General features: G+C 64.1%; 24 protein-coding genes and 1 tRNA gene. 14 read left to right on the top strand and 11 right to left on the bottom strand.

Features of this window, described 5'->3' with window-relative positions; all coding sequences use genetic code 11:
- Positions 1-31: 31 nt before the first annotated feature.
- The gene (locus DN388_RS00605; protein ID WP_043862711.1) at positions 32-304 is read right to left on the bottom strand and encodes a DUF3509 domain-containing protein; all 273 of its coding nucleotides are present in this window, start codon (positions 302-304) and stop codon (positions 32-34) included.
- A 273-nt stretch (positions 305-577) separates the two neighbouring features.
- Here DN388_RS00605 and DN388_RS00600 point away from each other — a divergent pair, with 273 nt between their 5' ends.
- Together DN388_RS00600 and DN388_RS00595 are read left to right on the top strand one after the other, a co-directional pair.
- Positions 578-1,102, top strand: coding sequence for an ankyrin repeat domain-containing protein (locus DN388_RS00600; RefSeq protein WP_054915837.1), 525 nt, complete (start codon positions 578-580; stop codon positions 1,100-1,102).
- Positions 1,103-1,161: 59 nt separating this feature from the next.
- On the top strand, positions 1,162-1,692 hold the full coding sequence (locus DN388_RS00595) for a hypothetical protein (protein ID WP_043862713.1): 531 nt from the start codon (positions 1,162-1,164) through the stop codon (positions 1,690-1,692).
- Here DN388_RS00595 and DN388_RS00590 read toward each other — a convergent pair.
- Entirely contained in the window at positions 1,689-2,630 is a 942-nt protein-coding gene (locus tag DN388_RS00590; protein ID WP_043862714.1) for a ZIP family metal transporter, read from the bottom strand. The two genes, DN388_RS00595 and DN388_RS00590, sit on opposite strands and share 4 nt — an antisense overlap.
- A 129-nt stretch (positions 2,631-2,759) precedes the next feature.
- Between DN388_RS00590 and DN388_RS00585 the strand changes: the two genes are divergently transcribed.
- Complete coding sequence (locus DN388_RS00585) at positions 2,760-2,951, top strand: PLDc N-terminal domain-containing protein (protein WP_043862715.1); 192 nt, start codon at positions 2,760-2,762, stop codon at positions 2,949-2,951.
- A 44-nt stretch (positions 2,952-2,995) separates the two neighbouring features.
- On the opposite strand, the gene DN388_RS00580 is transcribed toward DN388_RS00585, so the two are convergent.
- A complete protein-coding gene (locus DN388_RS00580; RefSeq protein ID WP_054915836.1) occupies positions 2,996-3,469 on the bottom strand; it encodes a methylated-DNA--[protein]-cysteine S-methyltransferase in 474 nt (157 codons plus the stop codon).
- A gap of 186 nt (positions 3,470-3,655) precedes the next feature.
- On the opposite strand from DN388_RS00580, the gene DN388_RS00575 reads away from it, so the two are divergent.
- The 5 genes from DN388_RS00575 (at position 3,656) to DN388_RS00555 (ending at position 9,351) form a co-directional block, all read left to right on the top strand.
- Positions 3,656-5,743, top strand: coding sequence for an LTA synthase family protein (locus tag DN388_RS00575; protein ID WP_254996324.1), 2,088 nt, complete (start codon positions 3,656-3,658; stop codon positions 5,741-5,743).
- 263 nt (positions 5,744-6,006) lie between these two features.
- Entirely contained in the window at positions 6,007-7,182 is a 1,176-nt protein-coding gene (locus DN388_RS00570; RefSeq protein WP_254996323.1) for a hypothetical protein, read from the top strand.
- Positions 7,179-8,513: a T6SS immunity protein Tli4 family protein gene (locus DN388_RS00565; protein WP_254996320.1), complete on the top strand. Its 1,335-nt coding sequence runs from the start codon at positions 7,179-7,181 to the stop codon at positions 8,511-8,513. The genes DN388_RS00570 and DN388_RS00565 overlap by 4 nt, the downstream gene beginning before the upstream one ends.
- A 73-nt stretch (positions 8,514-8,586) precedes the next feature.
- Positions 8,587-8,823: a hypothetical protein gene (locus DN388_RS00560; RefSeq protein ID WP_043862719.1), complete on the top strand. Its 237-nt coding sequence runs from the start codon at positions 8,587-8,589 to the stop codon at positions 8,821-8,823.
- Between the two features lie 198 nt (positions 8,824-9,021).
- Positions 9,022-9,351, top strand: coding sequence for a ribonuclease E inhibitor RraB (locus DN388_RS00555; protein WP_043862720.1), 330 nt, complete (start codon positions 9,022-9,024; stop codon positions 9,349-9,351).
- Positions 9,352-9,393: 42 nt separating this feature from the next.
- Here the strand turns inward: DN388_RS00555 and DN388_RS00550 are convergent, their stop codons facing one another.
- Positions 9,394-10,209, bottom strand: a complete 816-nt coding sequence (locus tag DN388_RS00550; RefSeq protein WP_254996319.1) for a cytochrome c — start codon at positions 10,207-10,209, stop codon at positions 9,394-9,396.
- 548 nt (positions 10,210-10,757) lie between these two features.
- On the opposite strand from DN388_RS00550, the gene DN388_RS00545 reads away from it, so the two are divergent.
- A complete protein-coding gene (locus tag DN388_RS00545; RefSeq protein WP_043862722.1) occupies positions 10,758-11,486 on the top strand; it encodes an amidotransferase in 729 nt (242 codons plus the stop codon).
- Positions 11,487-11,489: 3 nt separating this feature from the next.
- On the opposite strand, the gene DN388_RS00540 is transcribed toward DN388_RS00545, so the two are convergent.
- From DN388_RS00540 to DN388_RS00530, 3 genes are all read right to left on the bottom strand, one after another.
- Entirely contained in the window at positions 11,490-12,461 is a 972-nt protein-coding gene (locus tag DN388_RS00540; RefSeq protein WP_043862723.1) for a magnesium and cobalt transport protein CorA, read from the bottom strand.
- A gap of 43 nt (positions 12,462-12,504) precedes the next feature.
- The gene (locus DN388_RS00535; RefSeq protein WP_043862724.1) at positions 12,505-13,248 is read right to left on the bottom strand and encodes a 1-acyl-sn-glycerol-3-phosphate acyltransferase; all 744 of its coding nucleotides are present in this window, start codon (positions 13,246-13,248) and stop codon (positions 12,505-12,507) included.
- A 146-nt stretch (positions 13,249-13,394) separates the two neighbouring features.
- Complete coding sequence (locus tag DN388_RS00530; RefSeq protein ID WP_043862725.1) at positions 13,395-14,084, bottom strand: crotonase/enoyl-CoA hydratase family protein; 690 nt, start codon at positions 14,082-14,084, stop codon at positions 13,395-13,397.
- Between the two features lie 75 nt (positions 14,085-14,159).
- Between DN388_RS00530 and DN388_RS00525 the strand changes: the two genes are divergently transcribed.
- The 3 genes from DN388_RS00525 (at position 14,160) to DN388_RS00515 (ending at position 15,036) form a co-directional block, all read left to right on the top strand.
- Positions 14,160-14,357 (top strand): hypothetical protein, encoded by a 198-nt coding sequence (locus tag DN388_RS00525; protein WP_143516616.1) that lies wholly within the window; start codon positions 14,160-14,162, stop codon positions 14,355-14,357.
- A tRNA-Ser gene (locus DN388_RS00520) sits at positions 14,353-14,442 on the top strand. The genes DN388_RS00525 and DN388_RS00520 overlap by 5 nt, the downstream gene beginning before the upstream one ends.
- Positions 14,443-14,520: 78 nt before the next feature.
- Positions 14,521-15,036 carry a hypothetical protein gene (locus DN388_RS00515; protein WP_043862726.1) on the top strand — a complete coding sequence of 172 codons (516 nt, stop codon included), beginning with the start codon at positions 14,521-14,523 and terminating at the stop codon, positions 15,034-15,036.
- Between the two features lie 88 nt (positions 15,037-15,124).
- Here DN388_RS00515 and DN388_RS00510 read toward each other — a convergent pair whose 3' ends face one another.
- Both DN388_RS00510 and DN388_RS00505 read right to left on the bottom strand, forming a co-directional pair.
- Positions 15,125-17,284, bottom strand: a complete 2,160-nt coding sequence (locus DN388_RS00510) for a TonB-dependent siderophore receptor (RefSeq protein WP_104572088.1) — start codon at positions 17,282-17,284, stop codon at positions 15,125-15,127.
- 103 nt (positions 17,285-17,387) lie between these two features.
- A complete protein-coding gene (locus tag DN388_RS00505; RefSeq protein WP_043862728.1) occupies positions 17,388-18,578 on the bottom strand; it encodes an MFS transporter in 1,191 nt (396 codons plus the stop codon).
- A 106-nt stretch (positions 18,579-18,684) separates the two neighbouring features.
- Between DN388_RS00505 and DN388_RS00500 the strand changes: the two genes are divergently transcribed.
- On the top strand, positions 18,685-19,572 hold the full coding sequence (locus DN388_RS00500; protein ID WP_054915830.1) for a LysR family transcriptional regulator: 888 nt from the start codon (positions 18,685-18,687) through the stop codon (positions 19,570-19,572).
- Between the two features lie 38 nt (positions 19,573-19,610).
- Here the strand turns inward: DN388_RS00500 and DN388_RS00495 are convergent, their stop codons facing one another.
- Together DN388_RS00495 and DN388_RS00490 are read right to left on the bottom strand one after the other, a co-directional pair.
- On the bottom strand, positions 19,611-20,093 hold the full coding sequence (locus tag DN388_RS00495; protein WP_043862730.1) for a GreA/GreB family elongation factor: 483 nt from the start codon (positions 20,091-20,093) through the stop codon (positions 19,611-19,613).
- A 1-nt stretch (position 20,094) separates the two neighbouring features.
- On the bottom strand, positions 20,095-20,487 hold the full coding sequence (locus tag DN388_RS00490) for a hypothetical protein (RefSeq protein ID WP_058541059.1): 393 nt from the start codon (positions 20,485-20,487) through the stop codon (positions 20,095-20,097).
- A 137-nt stretch (positions 20,488-20,624) separates the two neighbouring features.
- On the opposite strand from DN388_RS00490, the gene earP reads away from it, so the two are divergent.
- Entirely contained in the window at positions 20,625-21,758 is a 1,134-nt protein-coding gene (gene earP, locus DN388_RS00485; RefSeq protein ID WP_043862732.1) for an elongation factor P maturation arginine rhamnosyltransferase EarP, read from the top strand.
- Positions 21,759-21,789 lie beyond the last annotated feature (31 nt).

The following is a 21,789-nucleotide window of genomic DNA, read 5'->3' as shown; positions in this document are numbered from 1 at the left end:
ACTGGCTTGCCAGCAAAGGCCGCTACGCGATTCAGCGATAGGTCGGTAGTGCGAACCGCTGTTGGCTTTGCAGCATCGAGATCACCGGCAGCTCGCTGGCCTGCTCGGCCAGGTCGCGGCGGATCGCGCTGATCGCCCACGACAGTTGCTCGGCACTGTGCAGTTGGCCATACGAAATCGAGCGCTTGACCTGTTTGCCGTCGGCGGCGCGCAACGTCAGCAGTACACCGCCATCAGGGCGAGCCTGGGTGGTGACGTCGTAGGCGGAAAATACCGAGGCGAATTTTTGCTGGATGAGGTCCATATCAGCTCCTGACTGTTGTGTGGCAGACATGAAGTGATAGGTGCAGCGACCGTGCCAGTTTTCCTTGATTAAAAAAGGCTTATAAAACAATGACTTAAAGTTGGCGTACAGAATGGGTGCCGTGCATTCTGCATGGTCGTGCAATTTGCACAGTGCATTTTGCAGTGCCTTGCGGCCAATAGATTTGCTCTGTCGTCCTCATGGGATTTGCGAGGTTGACCCAAAGCCTTCCCTGACAAAGACTTGGGCTCTACCGCAGCCAGGAGGTTCCCGATGACCGACCACCCAACCCCCACCCCGATGAACGACGATGAAGCCGCAGCCTTTGCCGAAGAAGTGTTCGATCGGGCGCGCAAGGGGGACGCCGACATGCTTGGCCGTCTGCTGGAGAAGGGCCTGCCGGTCAACCTTCGCAATGGCAACGGCGACACGCTGCTGATGCTTGCCAGCTACCACGGCCACCTTGAGGCGGTGAGGGTGCTGCTTGAGCACGGCGCAGACCCGCAGATTGCCAATGACAAGGGCCAGTTGCCGATTGCCGGTGCCGCTTTCAAGGGCAACCAGGCGATGATCGAGCTGCTGGTGGAGAAGGGCGCGCTGATCGATGGAGCGTCTGCCGATGGCCGTACCGCGCTGATGCTGGCCGCGATGTTCAACCGCACCTCCATCGTCACCTACCTGCTCGGCAAGGGCGCGAACCCCAATCACCGCGACGCGCAGGGCGCCACCGCACTGGTTGCCGCGCAAACCATGGGCGCACCCGACACCGTCGCCCAGTTGCAGGCGCTGGCCGGCTAACTGCCAGGGGGCTTTTGCGGCTATCCTTGGCGACTTTTTTCGCCTCGCAGGGCCCCCGCATGAAAAACCAACTGGTCGAACTCATCGGCAAAATCAGCTCCGGCTGCCTTCCGGACGCCGAAATCGAGCGCATCGCCGATGAAGCGGCGCAGGCCTATGCCGACCCGCAGGCGTTCCTGGCGGCCAACCCCGACATCAACTACGACGACACCTTCCCGATTCCGCTGGGGGAGTGGGTGGTGATCGGCAGCCTGCCCGATACCGTGCTGTTCCAGGCCGACACCTACAGTGACCTGTTCCAGCAGATCACCGACTCGTTCGGCAAGGACGTTGCCTTCAACATCAAGCCCAAGCAACTGGTCAAGGTCGAGCCGCTCACGGCACTCAACCGCATCCAGGTGCAGATGGGCAGCATGAACAAGGAAAACGGCGGCTACACCCTGGTCAACATCAGCCAGTTGCTGGACGACGAATTGCAGATGGTGCTGGTGTACGGCAACGACGTGCCGCGGGTGCTGGAGCTGTGCGCCGAGGTCGGCATCGCCGCGGCGCCTGCCCTGGAGGCGCTGCGGGTCGCGGTACACGTCTAGCCCAGCGCGGTATCCAGGAACATCATCACCGCGAAGCCGCCCATCAGGCCCAGGGTGGCCGAGGTCTGGTGGCCATTGCGGTGGGTTTCGGGGATCACCTCGTGGGATACCACGAAAATCATCGCCCCGGCCGCCAGGCCCATGCTCACCGGGTAGGCGATGGCAAAACCGGTGGAAATGCCCAGGCCGATCACTGCCCCGATCGGCTCCATCAGCCCCGAGCCGACCGCTACCAGCGCAGCCTTGAGGTTGGACAGGCCGGTGGCGCGCAACGCCAGTGCCACGGCCAGGCCTTCGGGAATGTCCTGGATGGCGATGGCGGTGGTCAGCGGCAGGCCCACGTTGAGGTCGCCGTTGGCAAAGCCCACGCCGATGGCCATGCCCTCGGGCAGGTTGTGCAGGGTGATCGCCAGCACGAACAGCCACACCCGGTTGATGCGTTCCGACTGTGGGCCGCAGGGGCCGGTGCTTTCGTGCTCATGGGGCGTGAAGCGGTCCAGGCCCAGCATCAGCAGCACCCCCAGACCCATGCCGACCACCACGGTCAAGGCCGCGAAAGGCCCGTTGCCGGTGATTTCACGCGCAGCCTCCAGGCCCGGCAGAATCAGCGAAAACGAACTGGCGGCGAGCATCATGCCGGCGGCGAAGCCGAGCATCACATCCTGCGAGCGGGCGCTGACGTCGCGCAGCACCACCGCCAGTACCGCGCCCAGCGCCGTGGCGCCAAACCCTGCCAGGCCGCCGAGCAGGGCCATGTGCAGGTTGTCCTTGTTGTCGCCGTGCACCGCGTTCCAGGCACTGGCGACCAGCAGGCCGAGCACGGCGAGCAGGCTCAGGGCCAGGCCGGCACTGAGCCATGGGGTGGCCTGAACCTGGTGCAGCCAGGCGCTGCGCAGGGAGGTCGGGTTGGCGTTGGCGGAGCTTTGGGCGGGTGGCATGGAGGCCTCTGTGGTACGGAGTCGATCAATCGAGTGTAATCACTGCGCGGCGTGTGCGACGAGCGGTTCGCCGCTATGGGGCCGATAGCCAGCTACGCTGAAGGCAGGTTCAATCATGGGAGTATCACCATGGGGTCGACGTTCAACGGGTTGGTGGGGCTGGTCATTCTGGCGCTGGATATCTGGGCGATCATCAACGTGATCAAGAGCGGCGCCAGTGGCGGGGCCAAGGTGCTGTGGATCCTGCTGATCCTGCTGCTGCCGGTGCTGGGCCTTATCATCTGGGCGATTGCCGGGCCACGGGGCAACGTTAGGCTGTAGCGCCAGTCCAGGCTCGGGCGTGGGCCTCCCGGCGATGCGGCGGCTCAGATCAACCAGGCGCCCTCAAGCTGCAACAACTGCTGCTTGCGCTCCAGGCCACCTGAAAACCCGGTCAGGCTGCCGTCGCTGCCAATCACCCGGTGGCACGGCACGATCACCGCCACCGGGTTGGCGCCGTTGGCCGTGCCTACCGCGCGTATCGCCTTCGGCCGCCCGACGCGCTGCGCCAGTTGTGCATAGCTGGTGGTGGTGCCATACGGAATCTGCTGCAGCGCCCACCACACTGCACGTTGAAATTCGGTACCCCGTGGTGCCAGGGGTAGCTCGAAACGCTGGCGCCGGCCTTCGAAATACTCATCGAGCTGTCGCGCTACCGTATCCAGCTGCGCGCCCGCCGGCTGCCAGCTTTCGGCCAGTTGCCAGGGGTGGGCGCTGTCCATGTGCAGCAGGTGCAGACCTTGTTCATCACCGGCCAGCAGCAACTGGCCGATAGGGCTGGGGTGGTAGCGAAAGTACATGGTGAGTGGCTCCGGGCATGTCTGGCCCACACGATACCCGAACACTGAGCTATTGTTCGAGGCGCGGTTTTCAACATAATTTTCACATTCGATTGCTGACAATCCGCGCGCGAATTTCCGTTCGTCCAAGGGCCACGCAATGTCCCGGCCCTCATAAAAATCTGAACCCTAGGGATCTTCCTGTCCATGGCTAACACGGATGCCTTGAGTCATCAGCGAGCCGCTTCGCGCCCGTTGCTGCAACCAACGCTCAAATCACACCTCGCCTATACCTTGCTGTGCGGCCTGGTGATCATGCTGATGCTGAGCCTCGTGCGCCTGGCGCTGCTGCTCTACAACAGCGACATGATCGGTGACACCCCGCTCTCGACCGTCGCTGAAGGCTTTTTCAACGGCCTGCGCTTCGACCTGCGCGTGGTGGTGTACCTGAGCATTCCGCTGCTGCTGGCGATCCTCAGCGCTCGCGCCATGGCCGCCCGTGGCCTGTTTCGCGTATGGCTGACCCTGGCTTCCAGCGTGGTGATGTTCCTCGGCCTGATGGAGATGGACTTCTACCGCGAGTTTCACCAGCGCCTCAACGGCCTGGTGTTCCAGTATGTGAAGGAAGACCCCAAGACCGTTCTGAGCATGCTCTGGTACGGTTTTCCGGTGGTGCGCTACCTGCTGGCCTGGGCCTTTGGCACCTGGGTGCTGAGCCTGCTGTTCAAGGGCATCGACTGTCTTACCCGCCCGCGCGGCGAGTACTCCAGCAACGTCGCCGGCCTGCGCAGCGTGGCGCCCTGGTACCTGCGTGGCGCGGTATTCGTGGTGATCCTGCTGGTGGCCGTGATCGCCGCCCGTGGCACCTTGCGCCAGGGCCCGCCGATGCGTTGGGGTGACGCGTTCACTACCGACTCCAATTTCGTCAACCAGTTGGGCCTTAACGGCACCCTGACCCTGATCGACGCCGCCCACAGCCGTTTTGGCGAAGACCGCGGCAACATCTGGAAGGCTACCCTCGACCAGAGCCAGGCCCAGCAGACCGTGCGCGACATGATCCTGACCGAGCACGACCAGCTGGTGGATGCCGACAGTGCGGCGATCCGCCGTGACTTCACCCCGCCTGCGGCCAACAGCCTGCCGATCAAGAACGTCGTGGTAATCCTGATGGAGAGCTTCGCCGGCCACTCGGTGGGCGCGCTGGGCAGTACCACCAACATCACCCCGTACTTCGACAAGCTGGCCAAGGAAGGTCTGCTGTTCGACCGTTTCTTCTCCAACGGCACCCATACCCACCAGGGCATGTTCGCCACCATGGCCTGCTTCCCGAACCTGCCAGGCTTCGAATACCTGATGCAGACGCCGGAAGGCGGCCACAAGCTGTCCGGCCTGCCGGCGCTGCTCAGCGCCCGCGACTATGACGACGTGTACGTCTACAACGGCGACTTCGCCTGGGACAACCAGTCCGGGTTCTTCGGCAACCAGGGCATGACCACCTTCATCGGCCGCAATGACTTCGTCAACCCGGTGTTCTCCGACCCGACGTGGGGGGTGTCCGACCAGGACATGTTCGACCGCGGCGCACAGGAGCTTGCGCACAACTATGGCAAGAAGCCGTTCTATGCCCTGCTGCAGACCCTGTCCAACCACACTCCGTATGCGTTGCCCAAGGACCTGCCGGTGCAGCCGGTGACCGACCAGGGCCGCCTGAACGAGCACCTGACCGCCATGCGCTACTCGGACTGGGCGCTGGGCCAGTTCTTCGAGAAGGCGCGCAAGGAGCCGTACTTCAAGGAAACCCTGTTCGTGATCGTCGGCGACCACGGCTTCGGCAATGCCCAGCAGGTCACCGAGCTGGACCTGGGCCGCTTCAACGTGCCGCTGCTGCTGATTGCGCCGGGCATCCAGGAAAAGTTCGGTGCGGTCAGCCACACCGTGGGCACCCAGGTCGACATCGTGCCGACCATCATGGGCCGACTGGGGGGCGAAACCCGTCATCAGTGCTGGGGGCGTGACCTGCTCAACCTGCCGGCCGGTGATGAAGGCATCGGCATGATCAAGCCATCGGGCAGTGAGCAGATCGTCGGCCTGGTGCAGGGCGATCGCATTCTGATCCAGTCCAAGGACATGTCGCCGCGCATGTACCGTTACCAGCTTGGGGCCAACTTCAAGGCCGAGGTGATCGAAAGCCCGGACCAGGCACAATTGAGCCGCAAGCTGGAGTCCTACATCCAGACCGCGACCAAGAGCCTGCTGGACAACACTGCCGGCGTGACTCACAGCACGCCGCAATGACGCACGGGCTGTTGCACTGACCAGGACCCCGGCTTGCCGGGGTCTTGGCTTTTCGGGCTGTGGGTGCTCAAATCACGCGCCTCAGCAAGAGGGGCCGACAGCGGTCCCGCAAAAAGGATGTTTGCGTGCGTGTGTTCGTGTTGCTGGTTTGCCTGTGCCATTCGATCCAGGCGGTGGCTGATGCCGTATCGCCTGCGCCCCAGATGGCTCAGGAATGTGTAGGGCGCTCGCGCATTGTGGTACCGGCCAGCCTGGAGTGGCAAATGAGCGGTCTTCGCCTGGGCGAGCCGTTCGCCCGCTTCATGCCTGGTGGCGATACGTGGCAGGCCGACTATGGCGCGCCGGTGTTCTCCGGGGAATCGCACCTGGTCACCATCGATGTGAGCCCGCTCACTACCCGTGAGCTGTACGACCGCCTCAAGGATCGTCTGGTCCTGAGCCGGGCCAATGCGCAGGGCGAGTACATCATGGCCGAGCAGACACGCATCGGGAACCTGATGACCCCGTACCTAAAGGCCCAGAAGCCGAGCGAGTACTACGCCTTGAACGAACGGTACAAGGCACTAGCGCGCACCTTCGAGCGCATCGACAAGATCCCCGGTGAGCGGGCGTCGCTCGAGGCGATGATCGCCGACTTCGCGGGCAAGGGCTGGCCAGTGGACACGCTGCAGGCGCGGCTTGAGCGGCTCAACCGTGAAGACGCGGGGTACCCCGTCTCCGATCGCTTCAAGTGGCAAGTCCTGCCGGACTTTGCCCTGGAGGATGGCTATGCGGTGTACAACGAGCATGGGTTGACCGTGGTGCTGTGGCGCCAGTCGCGCGTCTACAAGCTCAACTTCGGTTACATCGAACGTGGAGTGAGCAACGAGCAGGTGCTGCAGCGGCTGGACCCGCATGTGCGCCGTGTGCTCGCCGCCTTGCGTCCACGCGCCGCCTTCGAAGTGCCTCGGCAACCGGGTATATGCCTGCCGTTCGGCTTTCTGGCCGATGACGGCACAGCCCCCTATGTGGTGCGCGCCGCGTGGTTCGGGCGGCACCAGGAGGCGGTCCGCTACGACCTTCAGGTGGCCAGCCAGTCGCTGCGCGAGCAGTTCGAGGCCCGGCGGGCCGCCGACCTGTCGCTCGATCGCGCTGATTTCCCCGTACTTGAGCAACTGCCGGAACGCCAGTTCCAGCTGGGGCAGATGACCATCCTGCAAACCACCACGCTGACCAAGTGGTACCTCGAACACGAAACGGATCGCCGCGAAACATTCCAGCTGCGCGCAGCGCACCTGGGCGCCACGCCCGTTCCTTCGATGATCCTGCAGGTGGACCAGTTGCACAGCCGCGACGGCCTGAGCCTGAAGCTGTTGGAGACAGAAGCCGTCGAGATACTGGGGCAGGTGCAGGCCCTGCCGAACGCACCGCAAGTGGCACAGAAAAGGAAACGTACATGAAGTCGTTACACATGAGCTGGATGTGGCTGGCGTTGCTGGCAGCGCCCCTGTCGGCGCTGGGTGAGCCGGATTACCAGACGCCGCCGGGTTGGCGTACCGAGTGCATGGGGCGGGTGCAGTTCGATGTGCCCAAGGAGATTGCCTGGCACCTTGCCGGGGGCTACTGGCAAAAGCCGGACTTCGACCCCGTGCGCCCAACCATCGCCCCGGGTGGCCAGCAGATCATGTATGGCGAGGGCGTGACACCCGAGCAGACCTACCTGGTGAAGATCGAAGTCAGCCCCGTGACGGATCGCAATGTCTTCGATCGCCTGCAGCTTATCCACGGGCCTGATCGCGGTTCGGCGCAAACACGCGTGGTACGTGCGCAGATCGACGCGCTGCAAGCCCAGATCGATGCAAAAAAGGCTGACGACGAAGACTATTCCGCGTTGCTTGAACAGCATCGCGCCCTGGACGACACCATTACGCGAATCAACTGGGTGAGCACCGAGTTGTTCGTACTCAACGACATGATCCGCGAGTTCTCGGCCACGGGGCGCCCCACCGTCAAACTGGAGGCTGAACGCGCAGCTTATCTCGAGGAACAGGCCAAGTGGCCGACCGACGCATTGTTCGAGCAAGAGCGCTTTCTGGACCTGGGGATAGCAGATACGTTCGCCGACTGGGTGCCGGGTGAGATGACGGCCCATCTCTGGCGTAACCAGCGCATCTATCGCTTTGTATTTCATGCAGGGTCGGACGCTGCCGGCGTACCGGTCTCACTGGAACGTGTCGAGCCCAGGGCGCGTGCCTTGCTGGCGGCCTTTCGAACCCGCGAGCAATACGAAATCCCGCAGCAGCGCGGCTTTTGCCTGCCGTTCGGGTTCATTGCCGACGATGGCGCCCCGCATCATTCGATAACGCTGGGCTTCAACCCCGTGGGCAACCCGCACCTGCTGCACCGCCTGAGCATGGGGCGCGAGATCAGGAAAGACGCCGATTTCATGCCGAAGCTGTTGGAGCAGGTGATTTCCAGGCGGTTTCCGACGCTCGTCCAGACCGACATGTTCGGCCCGCTGCGCGTGCTTGTCGGCGCCCTCGACGGCAACCTTCGCGGTGCGCGCTACAAGGCCTATGATGCGTACCACAAGCCGGTGGATTACGAAACGTTCACGCTCGACGGCGACGCTCCGCCCACTGGATACCAGCCTGGCGTGGGGCTGACGGTGCTCGATGATCATTCCCAGCCGCAGCTTGCGTTCGAGCGCACCCGCGTCGATATGCTGCAGACCCTGAAAAGCATCCGGGCGCTGCCGGGCGGCCATCGTTTTGCGCCGCAGGCCGACTGAACAACCGCTCAGGCGCGGGGTCAACGGAAGGTAAGGCTGATTCACCCTGAGTCGCGTTACTGAGGAGAATCCAATGAAAGCGTGGGTAATTACCTTTGTTGACCAGAAAGGCGAAAGGACCTCGCTGTCGTTTGACGCCGAGCAGCAGCCCAGTATCGAAGAGGCGGCTCGGGTGATTCGCGCCCACCTCTATCCTGTCGTGGACAAGGCGGACCTCAATGATTTCGAGGGCCGCGTGTCGATGCCCACTGCCGAATGGCTGAAGCAGGACAGCGGCGTGGAGATCAAGGAAATCAAAGAACAGCCCTGAGCGCTCGCGCTACTGGCATACCCTGGTGATTGGCGCTAGTCTGCAGCCAGGGTCACGGGTTATTTACCCAGCCGGCCCTTTTCCCTTAAACCATCGCTGCATCCGCTACATCCGCTCGAGTTGCCCACCCACGTTTGGCAGGGTGGGTCAGTGCGTAATGCACTGAAAGTCTATCCATCGCGACGAGGAGGACGATTCATGAGCAGCCCGTATGAGGACATCAGCAGCACGGTTCTACGCCGCATGAAAGAAGGCGGTTTCGATTTTGCCCAGATCCATCCCATCGAGTTCTATGCGGTGTTCCCGGACGAGGAGCGGGCGCGCAGGGCCGCAGGCAAGTTTCGTGGTGAATCGATCAACACCCAGGTACGCGAAAGCGACGAGGGGTGGCAGTTGGAGTTGAGCAAACTGATGTTCGCCACCTATGGCGGCATCGGCGAGTTCGAGCATGACTTCGAGCTGGCAGTTTCCCCTTTGGGCGGCCAGATACAGGGCTGGGGCGTCAAGCAGGAGCGACTGCTCGCCTGAACCTGTGTATCCGCGGGGCGGCCATGCCGCCCCCATCCATTTTCAGGGTACTTCCACCCCGGACCGCTTGCGGCTGGCCATGTGCGCCAGGTACCCCAGCAACTGGTCCAGTTCTGCGTCGCTGATCACCGTTTCGGCAAAGCCGGGCATGCGCGCCTGTGGCCACTGGCGCAGGCTTTGCGGGTTGCGGATGTAACGGCGCAAGAACGCCGGCTGGAAGTACTCGGTGGGGTTGAAGGGCAGGTTCAGGTCGGGCCCGAACTGCGCATCGCCGGCACCGTTGAGTCGGTGGCAGGCCAGGCAGTTTTTCTGAAACACGGCAAAGCCCAGGTTGACCGGGTCGTTTTCACGCAGTTGCGGGTCTGGCAGCAGTGCCGGGAAGCGCGATGCCACAGGGGCCAGGCGGCGAATGGTGGCAAGCTGGAAAGGCCATTGTTCGGGGCTGATCCGGCCTGCCTGCGGTTGGGTCCACACCAGGTAGAAGGGCCCGGCGCTGCCTTTGCCCTTGCTCAGGGCTGGCCATGGGTGGGCGGGGTCCTCGATGGCCAGCCAGGCGCGTGCCGGGCCGTTGCCGAGCAACGGGGCAGCGGGCAGTTCGGCGGCAAAGCCATCCAGCGCCACGGCCTGCAGATGATCGCCGGGGGCTACGCCCTCCAGCAGCGCCACCATGGGCACGGCGCGGTAGTGCATGGTCTTCTTGTAGGAAACGTCACCGTCGATGCGGATATCCCGCGCCTGCGGGTGAGCCAGCAGTTGAGCGGTGCTCCACTGGCGCTCGGCGCCGCCCAGGTTCAGGGTCAGCTGTGCGGCGTGCAGGGGCAGGCTCAACAGCAGGATCAGGGCAAGGCAATGACGCATCGGGTGCTCTCCAACCATTCAGGCCGGCAGGATACACCAGCGTTGCGATGATGCCTGGTTACAGAACGGGTGGGCTTCAGCCGAACAGTCGTGTGAGGTTGGGCACGATCAGCAGCAGCGTCGTGGCGAAGAGGATGAGGCCGGCTTGACGTACTTTGGAGTGCTTGAACATGGCGGTCTGCCTTTTTGTTGTTATTCCTGAATGCCGTGTGGCGTCCTTGGCCAGGGTCCGTGATAACCCGCGAGCGCTGTCGAAATGTCCGCGTTGCCCCCGCATCGGACCTGCTTTGCTTCGATATACAACTAACATTAGGGCCAACGTCACCCGTGTTTTAGAACGCTTTCGTATTAAATGGTGGGTTCTAAGGCACTACGGCTATGAGGCCAAGGGCCATCCGGCGACCATCCCTTCAGCTAGACACGTGCGTGCGCTCCGGGGCATGGCCTGCGCAGTGTGACCGTTCGTCCGAGTGAACACTTGCCTCCGAGCGCCATTCGCGGCAGGCTCTAGCGACACTTTGTGCCTCATGTCGTTCGGGACTAAATCTATGTCGTTACGCATCTGCATCCTGGAAACCGATGTCCTGCGACCCGAGCTGGTCGATCAGTATCAGGGCTACGGACGGATGTTCGAGCACCTGTTCACCCATCAGCCGATTGCCGCCGAGTTTCGCGTGTACAACGTGATGAACGGTGAATACCCCGACGACGACGAGGTGTTCGACGCCTACCTGGTGACCGGCAGCAAGGCCGACTCGTTTGGCGACGACCCGTGGATCGCCAGGCTCAAGACCTTTCTGCTGGACCGCTACAAGCGCGGCGACAAGCTGCTGGGCGTATGCTTCGGCCACCAGTTGCTGGCCCTGTTGCTGGGCGGGCGCAGCGAGCGCGCGCACCAGGGCTGGGGGGTGGGAACCCACCGCTACGTGATGGCGGCCAAGGCGCCGTGGATGAGCCCGCAGGTGGAGGAACTGACCCTGCTGATCAGCCACCAGGACCAGGTTACCCAGTTGCCCGAAAACGCCACGGTGATCGCCTCCAGCGACTTCTGCCCCTATGCCGCCTATCACATTGGCGACCAGGTGCTGTGCTTCCAGGGCCACCCCGAGTTCATCCACGACTATTCCCGTGCCTTGCTCGAGCTGCGCCAGCAGCACCTGGGCCCGGAGGTCTACAGCAAGGGCGTGGCCAGCCTCGACCAGCAACACCAGGGCACCACGGTGGCCGAGTGGATGATGCGCTTTGTCGCGCACAAGCCACAGGGCAGCGCGGCCTGAGGCCTACAGCCAGCCGGAGCGCTTGAAGCTGGCGAACAGTGCCGTGCAGCCCAGGGCGATGACCCCCAGCACGGTGAAGTAGCCGTAGTGCCAGCTCAGCTCCGGCATGTTCTGAAAGTTCATCCCGTAGATGCCCGCCACGGCGGTGGGGAAGGCCAGGATCGCCGCCCAGGCGGCGAACTTGCGCTGGGTGATGCTCTGGCGTGACGACTCCAGCAGCATGCCGATCTCGATGGTCTGGCTGGCGATGTCGCGGATGCTCGACAGGTCTTCCATCTGCCGCGTCACGTGGATCTGCACGTCGCGAAAATACGGGCGCATGTTCTTGTCGATGAAGGGGAAGGCCAGGCGCTGCAGCTCTTCGCTGATCTCGACCATCGGTGCCACATAGCGGCGCAGGCGCAGGATGTCGCGACGCAGGCCGTGCAGGCGGCGGATATCGTCTTCCTGCAGCGAACTGCTGAGTACGTTGTTTTCCAGCTCTTCGATCTCGCTGTGAATCGCCTCGCTCACCGGCTGGTAGTTTTCAGTGACGAAGTCGAGCAGTGCATACAGCACGAAGTCTTCGCCGTGCTCGAGCAGCAGCGGCCGGGCCTCGCAGCGCTGGCGTACCAGGGCATAGGATTTGGAGTGGCCGTTGCGGCAGGTGATGATGTAGCCGTTGCCGGCAAAGATATGCGTTTCGATGAACTCCAGCCTGCCGTCCTGGCGTACCGGCGAATAGGTCACGATGAACAAGGCATCGCCGAAGGTTTCAAGCTTGGGCCGGCTGTGCTTTTCCAGCGCATCCTCGATTGCCAGTTCATGCAGGTTGAACTGGCGCTGCAGATTGGCCAGTTCCTGCGCGGAGGGCTCTTCCAGCCCGATCCACACGAAGTGCCCCGGTTTGCTGGCCCACTCGGCGCCCTCGTCGAGGCTGATGTTGGTGACTTTTCTACCGGCGCTGTAGACCGCTGCCGCTACGACTCGACCCATGGTTGTGCCTTTCCCCCGTTGTCATGCCCCTAGCTTGGTATGACTACGACAAATCGGCAACTGCGCGGCTGGCCTGCAATTCTTTTTCCATCAGGTCGATGCAGCGTTGCATCTGTTCGCGGCACTGCTCGGCCAGGGCGGGAACATCCTGGTGGGTCATGCCGGTGGTGGAGATCGGCGCCAGCGAGCGGATGATCACCTTCTGCTTGCGCCAGCCGTTGAGGTTCAGGCGCCTGGCGTAGCGGCTCACGCACACCGGCACGATGGGCACGCCGGCTTCGATGGCCATGTGGAACGCGCCCTTCTTGAAGGCCAGCAACCGATCGCCGGCGTTGCGCGTGCCCTCGGGGAATACCCAGATCGAGGTGTCCTGTTCCTGCAGGGTGCGGGTGGTGGTCTGCATGGCGCGTCGGGCCTGGTAGGCGTTGCTGCGATCGACCAGCACATTGCCGCCCAGCCAGAACAGCTGGCCGAACAGGGGGATCCATTTGAGGCTCTTCTTGCCGATGCACACCGTGCGCGGCGGCACCACGTGACCGAGCACGAACAGGTCATGGTTGGATTGGTGGTTGGCCACGATCACGCAGCCCGGGGGCTGGTCGAACAGCGGGCCGACTTCGGCCTGTACCTGCAGGCGCATCAGCCAGGTGGCGGGCCAGCCATACAGGCGCGCGAACACGCGGCTGTTGTCGGGGTTGAAAGGCCGACACAGGCCGATGAGCACACCCAGTATGCCTACCAGAACAAAATGCAGGCCCAGGAGGGGCATGCGGATCAGAAACAGCATTGTGGTTAACCCCGGACAAAACGCGGCGCAGTGTACGGTTGTGCACAGCCCGGGGCAAACTTAAAGCTTCGCCGGCAAGGCCGGCTCCTGCAACGGTTGCGTCCCCTGCAGGAGCCGGCCTTGCCGGCGAATGGCGCGACCCGCTATCAGACCGGGTGTTCCTGGTCGCGAATGATCGCGTCGTCCAGCAGGTCCAGCAGCGCCTTGCGCACCTTGAGCTTGGTCTTCTTGTGCGCGTTCATGTTGATGGTCTTGAGTTGCTGCGCCGCTGCCAGGGCGGTTGCGTGCAACTGCTCCACCGGCACCACCTTGTCGAGGAAGCCGGCATCCACGGCACTGGCCGGGTCGAACATCTCGGCATTGATGACCGAGCGGTGGAAGGCCGAGCGACGCAGGCGATCACGCGCCAGCTCGATGCCGGCGTGGTGCATGGTCATGCCGATCTGCACTTCATTCAGGCCGATGCGGAACGGGCCTTCGACGCCGATGCGGTAGTCGGCCGACAGCAGCAGGAATGCACCCTTGGCCACGGCGTGGCCAGGGCAGGCGACGATCACCGGGAACGGATGCGACAGCAGGCGCCGGGAGAGCGTCGAGCCGGCGGTCACCAGCGCGATGGAGGCCTGTGGCCCAGAGGTCATCACCTTGAGGTCGTAGCCACCGGAGAGGATGCCCGGCTGGCCGGTGAGGATGACGACGGCGCGATCCTGCACGGCACGGTCCAGTGCATCGTTGAAGGCTGCGATCACGTCCGGTGAAATGGCGTTGACCTTGCCGTTGTTCAGGGTCAGCGTCGCGATGCCGTCTTCCAGTTGGTAGGTAACCAGCTCACTCATGACAGAGTTCCTTTAGGTGGAGTGGGGCTGACGTTACCCAGCTGCCGCGGTCAGGTAAAGCACCAAGGCTGACCGATGAGTCAGGCGCAGCACGCCGGCCCCGGCACCACGGGCTTCGTGCATGGACCACAGCCGAACCACGCCAGAGATTGGCAGCTTTGCCACTGCTGGCTTAAGCGCATGAATATTCTGAAAAAAACCTTTGCCATTCAAAGTGCTTTCGACTACATTAGCGCGCCTCGACAGGCTGAACAGCTTGGCGAGAACCGGTGAAGTGTCCGAGTGGCTGAAGGAGCACGCCTGGAAAGTGTGTATACAGGAAACTGTATCAAGGGTTCGAATCCCTTCTTCACCGCCATATTCAGATACGCGAAGAGCCCCCGAACTTGAAAGAGTCCGGGGGCTTTTTGTTGGGCCATTGAAAAGGAAGTTTCAGATGCTTGCAGAGTGCTTTTCCGAACAGCAGATTCTTGCCGCCGAGCAATTGATTGCTCTTGTCAGCCCCACGCCCGAAATGGCCGCCGAGCATCTTCAGGCGTTTCGCGAGCTGGAGTTGGACGAGGATGACATCGAAGAGTTCGAGGACGATCCCAAGCAACTGATGTGGATGGTCAAGGACATCGCCGACTGGGAGTCGGTGTTCTACGTCGACTGGAAGGACACCGAGTCGTTCGTGCAAAGCGTCCAGCAACTGGCAGAAGCACGTGACGCCCAGGTGACCTTTGGCGTGGATGACCCGGAAGATGAAGACTTCCTGGAAAACCACAGCGTGTCGCAACTGATGGTGCTGGCCCATGCCGAGCTTCAGAAGCAGGGCCTGGTGCTGTGGAACTGGTCGACGCTGGAGGACTGCTACAGCGGCTTCATCACCACCCCGGCCGCGGCGGCCGACCTGAGCGAAATCGCCGGGATACTGGAAGTGCAGTTCCGCGAGGGTAGCGAGCCGTTCTGATCGGCGGCGCGCTGTTCGCCAGCCAGGCTGGCTTCTGCAGGCAAGGCGAACGCCTGTGCAGGAGCCGGCCTTGCCGGCGAACGCATTCTCAGAAGCTCACAGCAGCCGACACCCGCGCAGTTCGCGGCGCGCCCTGAAACAGGTAGCCGTCGCCCAGATATTCCCCCGCGTCTCTCCAGTAGCGCCGATCGAACACGTTATCCACTGTCAGGCGCAGCACCGTGTCATACCCGCCGATGCGCGTGCGATAGCGGCTGCCAATGTCGAACACCGCATAGCCACCCACCGCCACCGTACCTGCCTGGTTGGCATACTTGCTCGCGCTGTAGCGCGCCCCACCCAGCAGCGCCAACCCCGGTACACCCGGGAGGCTGTAGTCGGCCTGCAGCGCCGCGCGCAGGTTCGGCACGTTCAGCGCCTGATGGTCGTCGTACGCCCGCGTGCCGCTGCCGCCGACCCGTGCACGAATGGCCGCGGCACTAGCGTTGATCTGCAGGTTCGACGTTACCCAGCCGCTGGCCGCCAGCTCCAGGCCAGTGTTCTTCTGCTGCCCCTGCTGCACGTAGGTGAAGTCACCGCTGCCGTCCGGCTGGGCATACTGATACCCCTGGCGCAGCTGGAACAGCGCCGCGCTCAGGCTCATGCGCTGCCATTCACGCTTGATACCCAGTTCGAGCTGGCGTGACGTGGTGGGGGCCAGGATGTCCTGGCTGTTGAGCGCGAACCACGGCGCGGCATTGCCCGACGACAGCCCCTTGCTGTAGCTGGCGTACAGCGAAATGTCCGCGCGCGGCTTGTAGATCAGCGCGGCGTTGGGCAGCAGTTCATATTGCCGGGTATGCCGGCGCAGGTTGCCGTCTTCACCAAAGGCCTGCTCGTCCAGGCGTACAACGCGCGCACCGAGTACCGTCTGCCAGTGTTCGTCGAAGCTGATCCGGTCGCTGGCGAACAGGCCGTACTGGCGGCTGTCGAGGCGGCGTTCGCGGTGGCCCGGGCTGCCGTCGAAGGGCTCCAGTGCCGGCGTAGGCTGGTAGATGTTGCCGCTGCCGATCCACTCGTTGAACGTCGGTCGCTGGTCGACAGTGCGCCTTTGCGCGCTGCTGCCGACCGTCAGCTCGTGCTCCAGGCCCGCCAGGGCAAACAAGCCGTTGAGAGTGACCTGTGCCTCGTCGGTGCGCCGGGTATCGTCCGGGCTGCGGTAGTCGTAGATGTCGTAGTCGCCCTCGGGGCTGAAGTAGTTCGGCACCTTCGAGCCTGCGCAGCTGGCGGCGCCGTAGCAGCCCCAGGCGAACGCGCTGTAGTCGTCGATCACCACGCGGCTGCGCGAAGCGCTCACGCTGCCGGTCCAGGTGTCGCTGAAGCGGTATTCGAAGCGACCGCCCAGGTTCAGCGAGTCGATCTGCACCGGCTTGGCCCAGTGCTGATAGGCCAGGCGATCATCGGGGTCGATGCCGTGGGGCAGGCGGTTGCCGCCGAGCAACTGGTAGCCGGGCACCGAGCGCTGCTCGCGCTGTTGGTACTCGACATCCAGTTGCAGCAGCGCATCCGGGTTCACTTGCCAGTCGAAGGCCAGCGAAGCGAAGTCGCGCTGGCCGTCGGCATGGTCGACGTAGGAGCGGATATCTTCATGGGCCAGGTTTGCGCGCAGGCCGAACTGGCGTTCGCTGCCAAACCAGCCGCCCAGGTCGGTGGCGATGTAGCGCTCGCCCAAGGCCGTGCTCGATACCGTGAGCGAACGGATGTCCTGCGGGCGCTTGGTCACATAGTTGATCAGCCCGCCGGGTTCGGCTACTCCGCTTTGCAGGCCCGACAGCCCCTTGAGCAACTCGACCTGCTGCTTGTTCTCCAGCGCCACGTTCTGCTCGCCGGCGATGGTCTGGCCGTTGATGGTGTAGCTGTGGGCGGCGTCCAGTTCGAAGCCGCGCACGTTGAAGTTCTCGTAGTAGCCGATGGGCGCATAGCTCTCGCCGACCGAGGCATCGCTTTGCAGCACCTCGCTGAGCAGGCGCACCTGGCGGTCCTGCAGCAACTGTTCGGTGAACACCGACACCGAGGCGGGGGTGTCGAGCAGCGGCGCCGCGCCAAAGCCGGTTACCGAGGCCTGGCGCGGCTGGTAGCCGTCCTCGAGCACATCGGACACGTTCAGGGGCGCGAGGGTGATGCCGCTGTCGGCCAGGGTGGTGGACGAGCTCAGGGCCAGGCCGAGGCTCAGCAGCCCCAGGGGCAGGCGAGGGTGGTGCAGGGTCATGCGCAGGTTCCTTGAGGGCCAGCAACAGGCGCGCCGGCAGGCGGGGCGCCATGTTACCTGAAGGGGGCCTGCGGGTAGGAGCCAGCCTTGCTGGCGAACGCCGTTACGCGGCCTTCACCTGAGCCGAGCGGCGCTCCACCCACAGCCACACCACCAGCGCCACGCCGCCGATCACCAGCCCCGCCACCACGATGCCGTTCCAGCCGTGGGCCTGGAACAACTGCGTACCCAGCAGCGAGCCCAGTGCGCCACCGATGAAGTAGCAGGTGATGTACCCGGCATTGAGTCGGTTGCGCGCCTCGGGGCGCAGGGCGATCACCGCGTTCTGGTTGCTCACGTGCACCAGCTGTACCGCCAGGTCGAGCACCAGCACGCCAATCAGCAGGGCGGCGAGCGACACCTGGGCGAAGGCCAGCGGTACCCAGGCCAGCACCAGGGCCAGCAGCCCCACGGTGGTGCCCAGCGAGCCCTTGCCGCGGTCGGCCAGGCGCCCGGCCCAGTTGGCGGCCAGGGCGCCGGCCGCACCGGCCAGGCCGAACAGCCCGATCACCGCATCGGAGTAGTGGTAAGGCTCGGCTGCCAGCAGAAACGCCAGGGGTGTCCAGAACAGCGCGAACAGGCAGAACGACAGCAGCCCCAGCAACGAGCGCAGGCGCAGCACCGGCTCATCCACGAACAGGCGGAACACCGAACCGATCAGTGCGGGGTACTTGAGCCCGGCGTGCTGGTGGCGCTCGGGCAGGGCCCTGGCCAGGGCGATGGCGCTCAGGGCCATGAGCGCAGCGGCTAGCAGGTAGATGCTGCGCCAGTCACCCAGGGTCGCCATGAACCCGGCAGCGGTGCGCGCCAGCAGAATGCCCAGCAGCAGACCGCTCATCAGCGTGCCGACCACTCGCCCGCGCTCGGACGGGTCGCTCAGGCCGGCGGCCATCGGCACCAGTACCTGCGCCACCACCGAGAACAGCCCGGTCAGGGTGGTGCCGATCAGCAGCCACATCAGGCTGGGGGCGAAGGCGCTGATCAGCAGGCCGACCGTGGCGATGGCGATCATGCTGACGATCAGGCGGCGTTGTTCGAACAGGTCACCCAGCGGCGCGAGCAGCAACAGGCCGGCGCCGTAGCTCAGCTGGGCGGCAATCACGATGCTGCCGGCGGTGGCGGTGGTCAGGCCGAAATGCTGAGCGATGCTGTGCAGCAAGGGCTGCGCATAGTAGTTGCTGGCCACGGCCAGGCCGGTGGCGGTTGCCATCAGCAGAATCAGGGCGCGGCTCAGGTGAGTTGTGGCGGGGGCCATGGACCGTCTCGTTGTCAGGGGGGAAGGGGAGTGCATTATCGAAAATGCGCTAGCATGACGCCAATGAATCGTTTAGATCCCATCAATCTCTTGTGCAGATGGAAAGATGAACCTCAAGCAGATCGAATACGCGCTGGCGGTGGCCGATACCGGTAGTTTCACCCGTGCGGCCGAACGTTGTCATGTGGTGCAGTCGGCTTTGAGTCATCAGGTGGCGCGCCTGGAGTCGCAACTGGGCACCTTGCTGTTCGAGCGCAGCTCGCGCCGGGTGCGCCTTACACCTGCCGGCGAAGCCTTCGTGCTCAGCGCACGCACGGCGCTGGAGGCCACCCGGCGCATCGCCGAGGACGTGGCCGCAGCCTGTGGCGAAGTGCGCGGGCGCTTGTCCATCGGCGAGATCAGCTCGCTGACCGAGCTGGACCTGGTGGACCTGCTGGCCGGTTTTCACGGGCAGTACCCGCAGGTGGACATTCGCTGGCTGATCGGCAAGAGCGAGCTGCTGATTGCCGATGTGCGCGAACGGCGCCTGGATGTGGCGTTCATCGGCGTCTGGCCGGGGGAGCCGCTGGCGGGGGTGGCGTCGCGCCTGCTGGCGGCCGAGGAGCTGGTGGCGGTGCTGCCGCTGCAGCACCCGCTGGCAGGCATCGGGCGTCTGGCGCTGGAGCAACTGGAAGACCAGCCTCTGGTGGACTTCCAGGCTGGCAGCGGCGCGCGTCGACAGACCGACGAGGCATTTGCCGCCGCAGGGGTGCGTCATCGGGTGCAGTTCGAGGTGGGCAGTATCGGCCTGATCGAGAAGTTCGTGCAGCGTGGCCTGGCCCTGGGGCTGGTGCCGGCAAGGATCGCCGCAGGCTTCAAGGGCGTAGCCGCAGTACCGGTGTGCGATGCCCCGGTGCGCCACCTGTACGCGATCTGGTCGACCACCCCGACGCCAGCGGCGCGGGCCTTCGTCCAGTTGCTGGAGCAGAACCTGGCGGCAAGGGCAAGCCATTAGCCGTGGCAGCCTCTTTGCTGGCAAGCCAGCGAAGTGCTTCAGAGCACTTCCACCAGTTCGTAGACCTGGCGCCCATTGCCCAGTACCAGCACCACCTCGTCGCCCTCGAGCTTGCCCATCAGGCTTTGCCCCAAAGGTGAGCGCGGGGTGATCACCGTGATCAGCGCCTGCCCTTCGCCGATTTTCAGCCCTGCCGCTTCCGGCCCCAGGAACACGCGCTGCTGGCGATCCTGTTCGTCGGCCAGCAGCACCAGGTTGCTCAGTTGCACGCCGGCCTCGGGGTCGTAGTCGCGCAGGGTCAGTTGCTGGTACGCCAGCCGTGCCTGGCGAATCTCCTCCATGCGCCGGGCCTGCCCGGTGGCCAGGTACGAGGCTTCCAGGCCGAGGGTGTCGTACTTGTTCTCGGCGATGTTCTCCTCGGCAGTGGCCGCCTCATACGCGGTCTGCGCAGCACGTTGTGCCACGTCGAGGTCGACGCCCAGGCGCTCGATGATGCGCGCCAGCAGGTCGGTCTTGTTCATCTCAGTTGCAGAACTCAAGGACATTGGCGCGGCTTTTCTCGGTGGGGGCGGTACGGTTCTGTTGCAGCCAGAACTGGCATCTGGGGTTGGACAGGTTGCGCGGGCTGCCCTGGGCCTGCTCCTCGGCCTGCTGCACCGCCTGATCGTGCAGGATCTGCTTGTACTGCTCGAACATGCGGTTCTGCTCCGGCGACTGCTGCGGCGCCAGGGCCGGCGCGGGCGGGGCGATCACCTCGTGCAGGGGCTGGCGCAGGTCGGGCAGGTACTGCCAGCCCAGCCACAGGGTCAGCATGATGGCAACGAAGCCCAGCCACAGGCCGATGGCCACGCACAGGATCAGTTGCAGCGGGTTTTGCGAAATTTTCAGTTCACGGCGACGCGCACGGTACGACATGGCAGCCTCCTGGCCAGGACAATGGCGGCGATTGTCGCATGCAGCGCGGGTTTTATTCAGCCTCGCTACTGTTGTCTGCAATGATTAACCCGGACAATCGGCGCTTTTTGTTTCCGGCTCAACGCGAGGTGCCTGCCATGAAACCGACCTGGGATATCTTCTGTTGCGTCGTCGACAACTATGGCGACATCGGCGTCACCTGGCGCCTGGCCCGGCAACTGGTGGCCGAACACGACGTGGCGGTGCGCCTGTGGGTGGATGAACTGGCGGCCTTCGTGCGCCTGTGCCCCGAGGCGGACGCCCAGGCCCGGCAGCAATGGCAGCAAGGCGTCGAGGTGTGTCTGTGGCCGGCCGACTGGCAGCCGACGGCAGTGCCGGACGTGGTGATCGGCGCCTTCGGCTGCCACTTGCCAGCGGCCTATGTCCAGGCCATGCAGGACCGCACCGTGCCGGCAGTGTGGCTGAACCTGGAGTACTTGAGCGCCGAGGGCTGGGTGGAAGGCTGCCACGGCCTGCCGTCGCCCCAGGCCAATGGCCTGCGCAAGGTGTTCTTCTTTCCGGGGTTCACGCCCGGTACCGGCGGGTTGCTGCGCGAAGCCACGTTGCTGACGCGTCGCAAGGCGTTCGAAGACGACCCGCAGGCCCGTCAGGCATTCCTGCGCGGCCTGGGCGTGAGGGTGCATGAGGGTGCACGGCTGATCTCGTTGTTCGCCTATGAGAACCCGGGCCTGGCCAGTTGGCTCGATGTGCTGGCCGCCGACACCCGCCCCAGTCACCTGCTGGTGCCCGAGGGGCGCATCCTGGGGGATGTGCAGGCCTGGCTGGGCGAGAGCGGGCTGGGGGTGGGCAGTGTGACGCAGCGTGGGGCGCTGACGGTGCAGATCCTGCCCTTCGTCAGCCAGGATGACTATGATCGGCTGCTGTGGTGCTGCGAGTTCAATGCGGTGCGCGGCGAGGACTCGTTCGTGCGTGCTCAGTGGGCCGGGCGGCCACTGCTGTGGCACATCTATGTGCAGGAAGAGTACGCCCACTGGGAAAAGCTCGAGGCCTTTCTGGACCATTACACCCAGGGCTTGTCGGCCCCGGCAGCCGCCGCGCTGGTGGCGCTGTGGCGGGCCTGGAACATGGATCGCGACATGGGCCAGGCGTGGCGCGAGCTGCTGGCGCACTGGCCGGAACTGAGCGCCCACGCCGAGCGCTGGTGCGCCGCGCAGGCCGCTCAGCCGGACCTTGCCACGGCGCTGGTACAGTTTTGTCGAAATTCGCTATGATATGCGGCCTCGATTTTTGTAAATCCATCCA

Source organism: Pseudomonas sp. S12(2018), assembly GCF_024355235.1.
Classification (GTDB): domain Bacteria; phylum Pseudomonadota; class Gammaproteobacteria; order Pseudomonadales; family Pseudomonadaceae; genus Aquipseudomonas; species Aquipseudomonas palmensis.
Note: the sequence above shows the minus strand (reverse complement) of the source record. Positions and strands in the feature narration are given on the sequence as shown.

Coding starts and splice junctions, on each gene's coding strand:
- DN388_RS00605 (WP_043862711.1), bottom strand. CDS start 304: ATGGACCTCATCCAGCAAAAATTCGCCTCGGTATTTTCCGCCTACGAC.
- DN388_RS00600 (WP_054915837.1), top strand. CDS start 578: ATGACCGACCACCCAACCCCCACCCCGATGAACGACGATGAAGCCGCA.
- DN388_RS00595 (WP_043862713.1), top strand. CDS start 1,162: ATGAAAAACCAACTGGTCGAACTCATCGGCAAAATCAGCTCCGGCTGC.
- DN388_RS00590 (WP_043862714.1), bottom strand. CDS start 2,630: ATGCCACCCGCCCAAAGCTCCGCCAACGCCAACCCGACCTCCCTGCGC.
- DN388_RS00585 (WP_043862715.1), top strand. CDS start 2,760: ATGGGGTCGACGTTCAACGGGTTGGTGGGGCTGGTCATTCTGGCGCTG.
- DN388_RS00580 (WP_054915836.1), bottom strand. CDS start 3,469: ATGTACTTTCGCTACCACCCCAGCCCTATCGGCCAGTTGCTGCTGGCC.
- DN388_RS00575 (WP_254996324.1), top strand. CDS start 3,656: ATGGCTAACACGGATGCCTTGAGTCATCAGCGAGCCGCTTCGCGCCCG.
- DN388_RS00570 (WP_254996323.1), top strand. CDS start 6,007: ATGAGCGGTCTTCGCCTGGGCGAGCCGTTCGCCCGCTTCATGCCTGGT.
- DN388_RS00565 (WP_254996320.1), top strand. CDS start 7,179: ATGAAGTCGTTACACATGAGCTGGATGTGGCTGGCGTTGCTGGCAGCG.
- DN388_RS00560 (WP_043862719.1), top strand. CDS start 8,587: ATGAAAGCGTGGGTAATTACCTTTGTTGACCAGAAAGGCGAAAGGACC.
- DN388_RS00555 (WP_043862720.1), top strand. CDS start 9,022: ATGAGCAGCCCGTATGAGGACATCAGCAGCACGGTTCTACGCCGCATG.
- DN388_RS00550 (WP_254996319.1), bottom strand. CDS start 10,209: ATGCGTCATTGCCTTGCCCTGATCCTGCTGTTGAGCCTGCCCCTGCAC.
- DN388_RS00545 (WP_043862722.1), top strand. CDS start 10,758: ATGTCGTTACGCATCTGCATCCTGGAAACCGATGTCCTGCGACCCGAG.
- DN388_RS00540 (WP_043862723.1), bottom strand. CDS start 12,461: ATGGGTCGAGTCGTAGCGGCAGCGGTCTACAGCGCCGGTAGAAAAGTC.
- DN388_RS00535 (WP_043862724.1), bottom strand. CDS start 13,248: ATGCTGTTTCTGATCCGCATGCCCCTCCTGGGCCTGCATTTTGTTCTG.
- DN388_RS00530 (WP_043862725.1), bottom strand. CDS start 14,084: ATGAGTGAGCTGGTTACCTACCAACTGGAAGACGGCATCGCGACGCTG.
- DN388_RS00525 (WP_143516616.1), top strand. CDS start 14,160: ATGAGTCAGGCGCAGCACGCCGGCCCCGGCACCACGGGCTTCGTGCAT.
- DN388_RS00515 (WP_043862726.1), top strand. CDS start 14,521: ATGCTTGCAGAGTGCTTTTCCGAACAGCAGATTCTTGCCGCCGAGCAA.
- DN388_RS00510 (WP_104572088.1), bottom strand. CDS start 17,284: ATGACCCTGCACCACCCTCGCCTGCCCCTGGGGCTGCTGAGCCTCGGC.
- DN388_RS00505 (WP_043862728.1), bottom strand. CDS start 18,578: ATGGCCCCCGCCACAACTCACCTGAGCCGCGCCCTGATTCTGCTGATG.
- DN388_RS00500 (WP_054915830.1), top strand. CDS start 18,685: ATGAACCTCAAGCAGATCGAATACGCGCTGGCGGTGGCCGATACCGGT.
- DN388_RS00495 (WP_043862730.1), bottom strand. CDS start 20,093: ATGAACAAGACCGACCTGCTGGCGCGCATCATCGAGCGCCTGGGCGTC.
- DN388_RS00490 (WP_058541059.1), bottom strand. CDS start 20,487: ATGTCGTACCGTGCGCGTCGCCGTGAACTGAAAATTTCGCAAAACCCG.
- earP (WP_043862732.1), top strand. CDS start 20,625: ATGAAACCGACCTGGGATATCTTCTGTTGCGTCGTCGACAACTATGGC.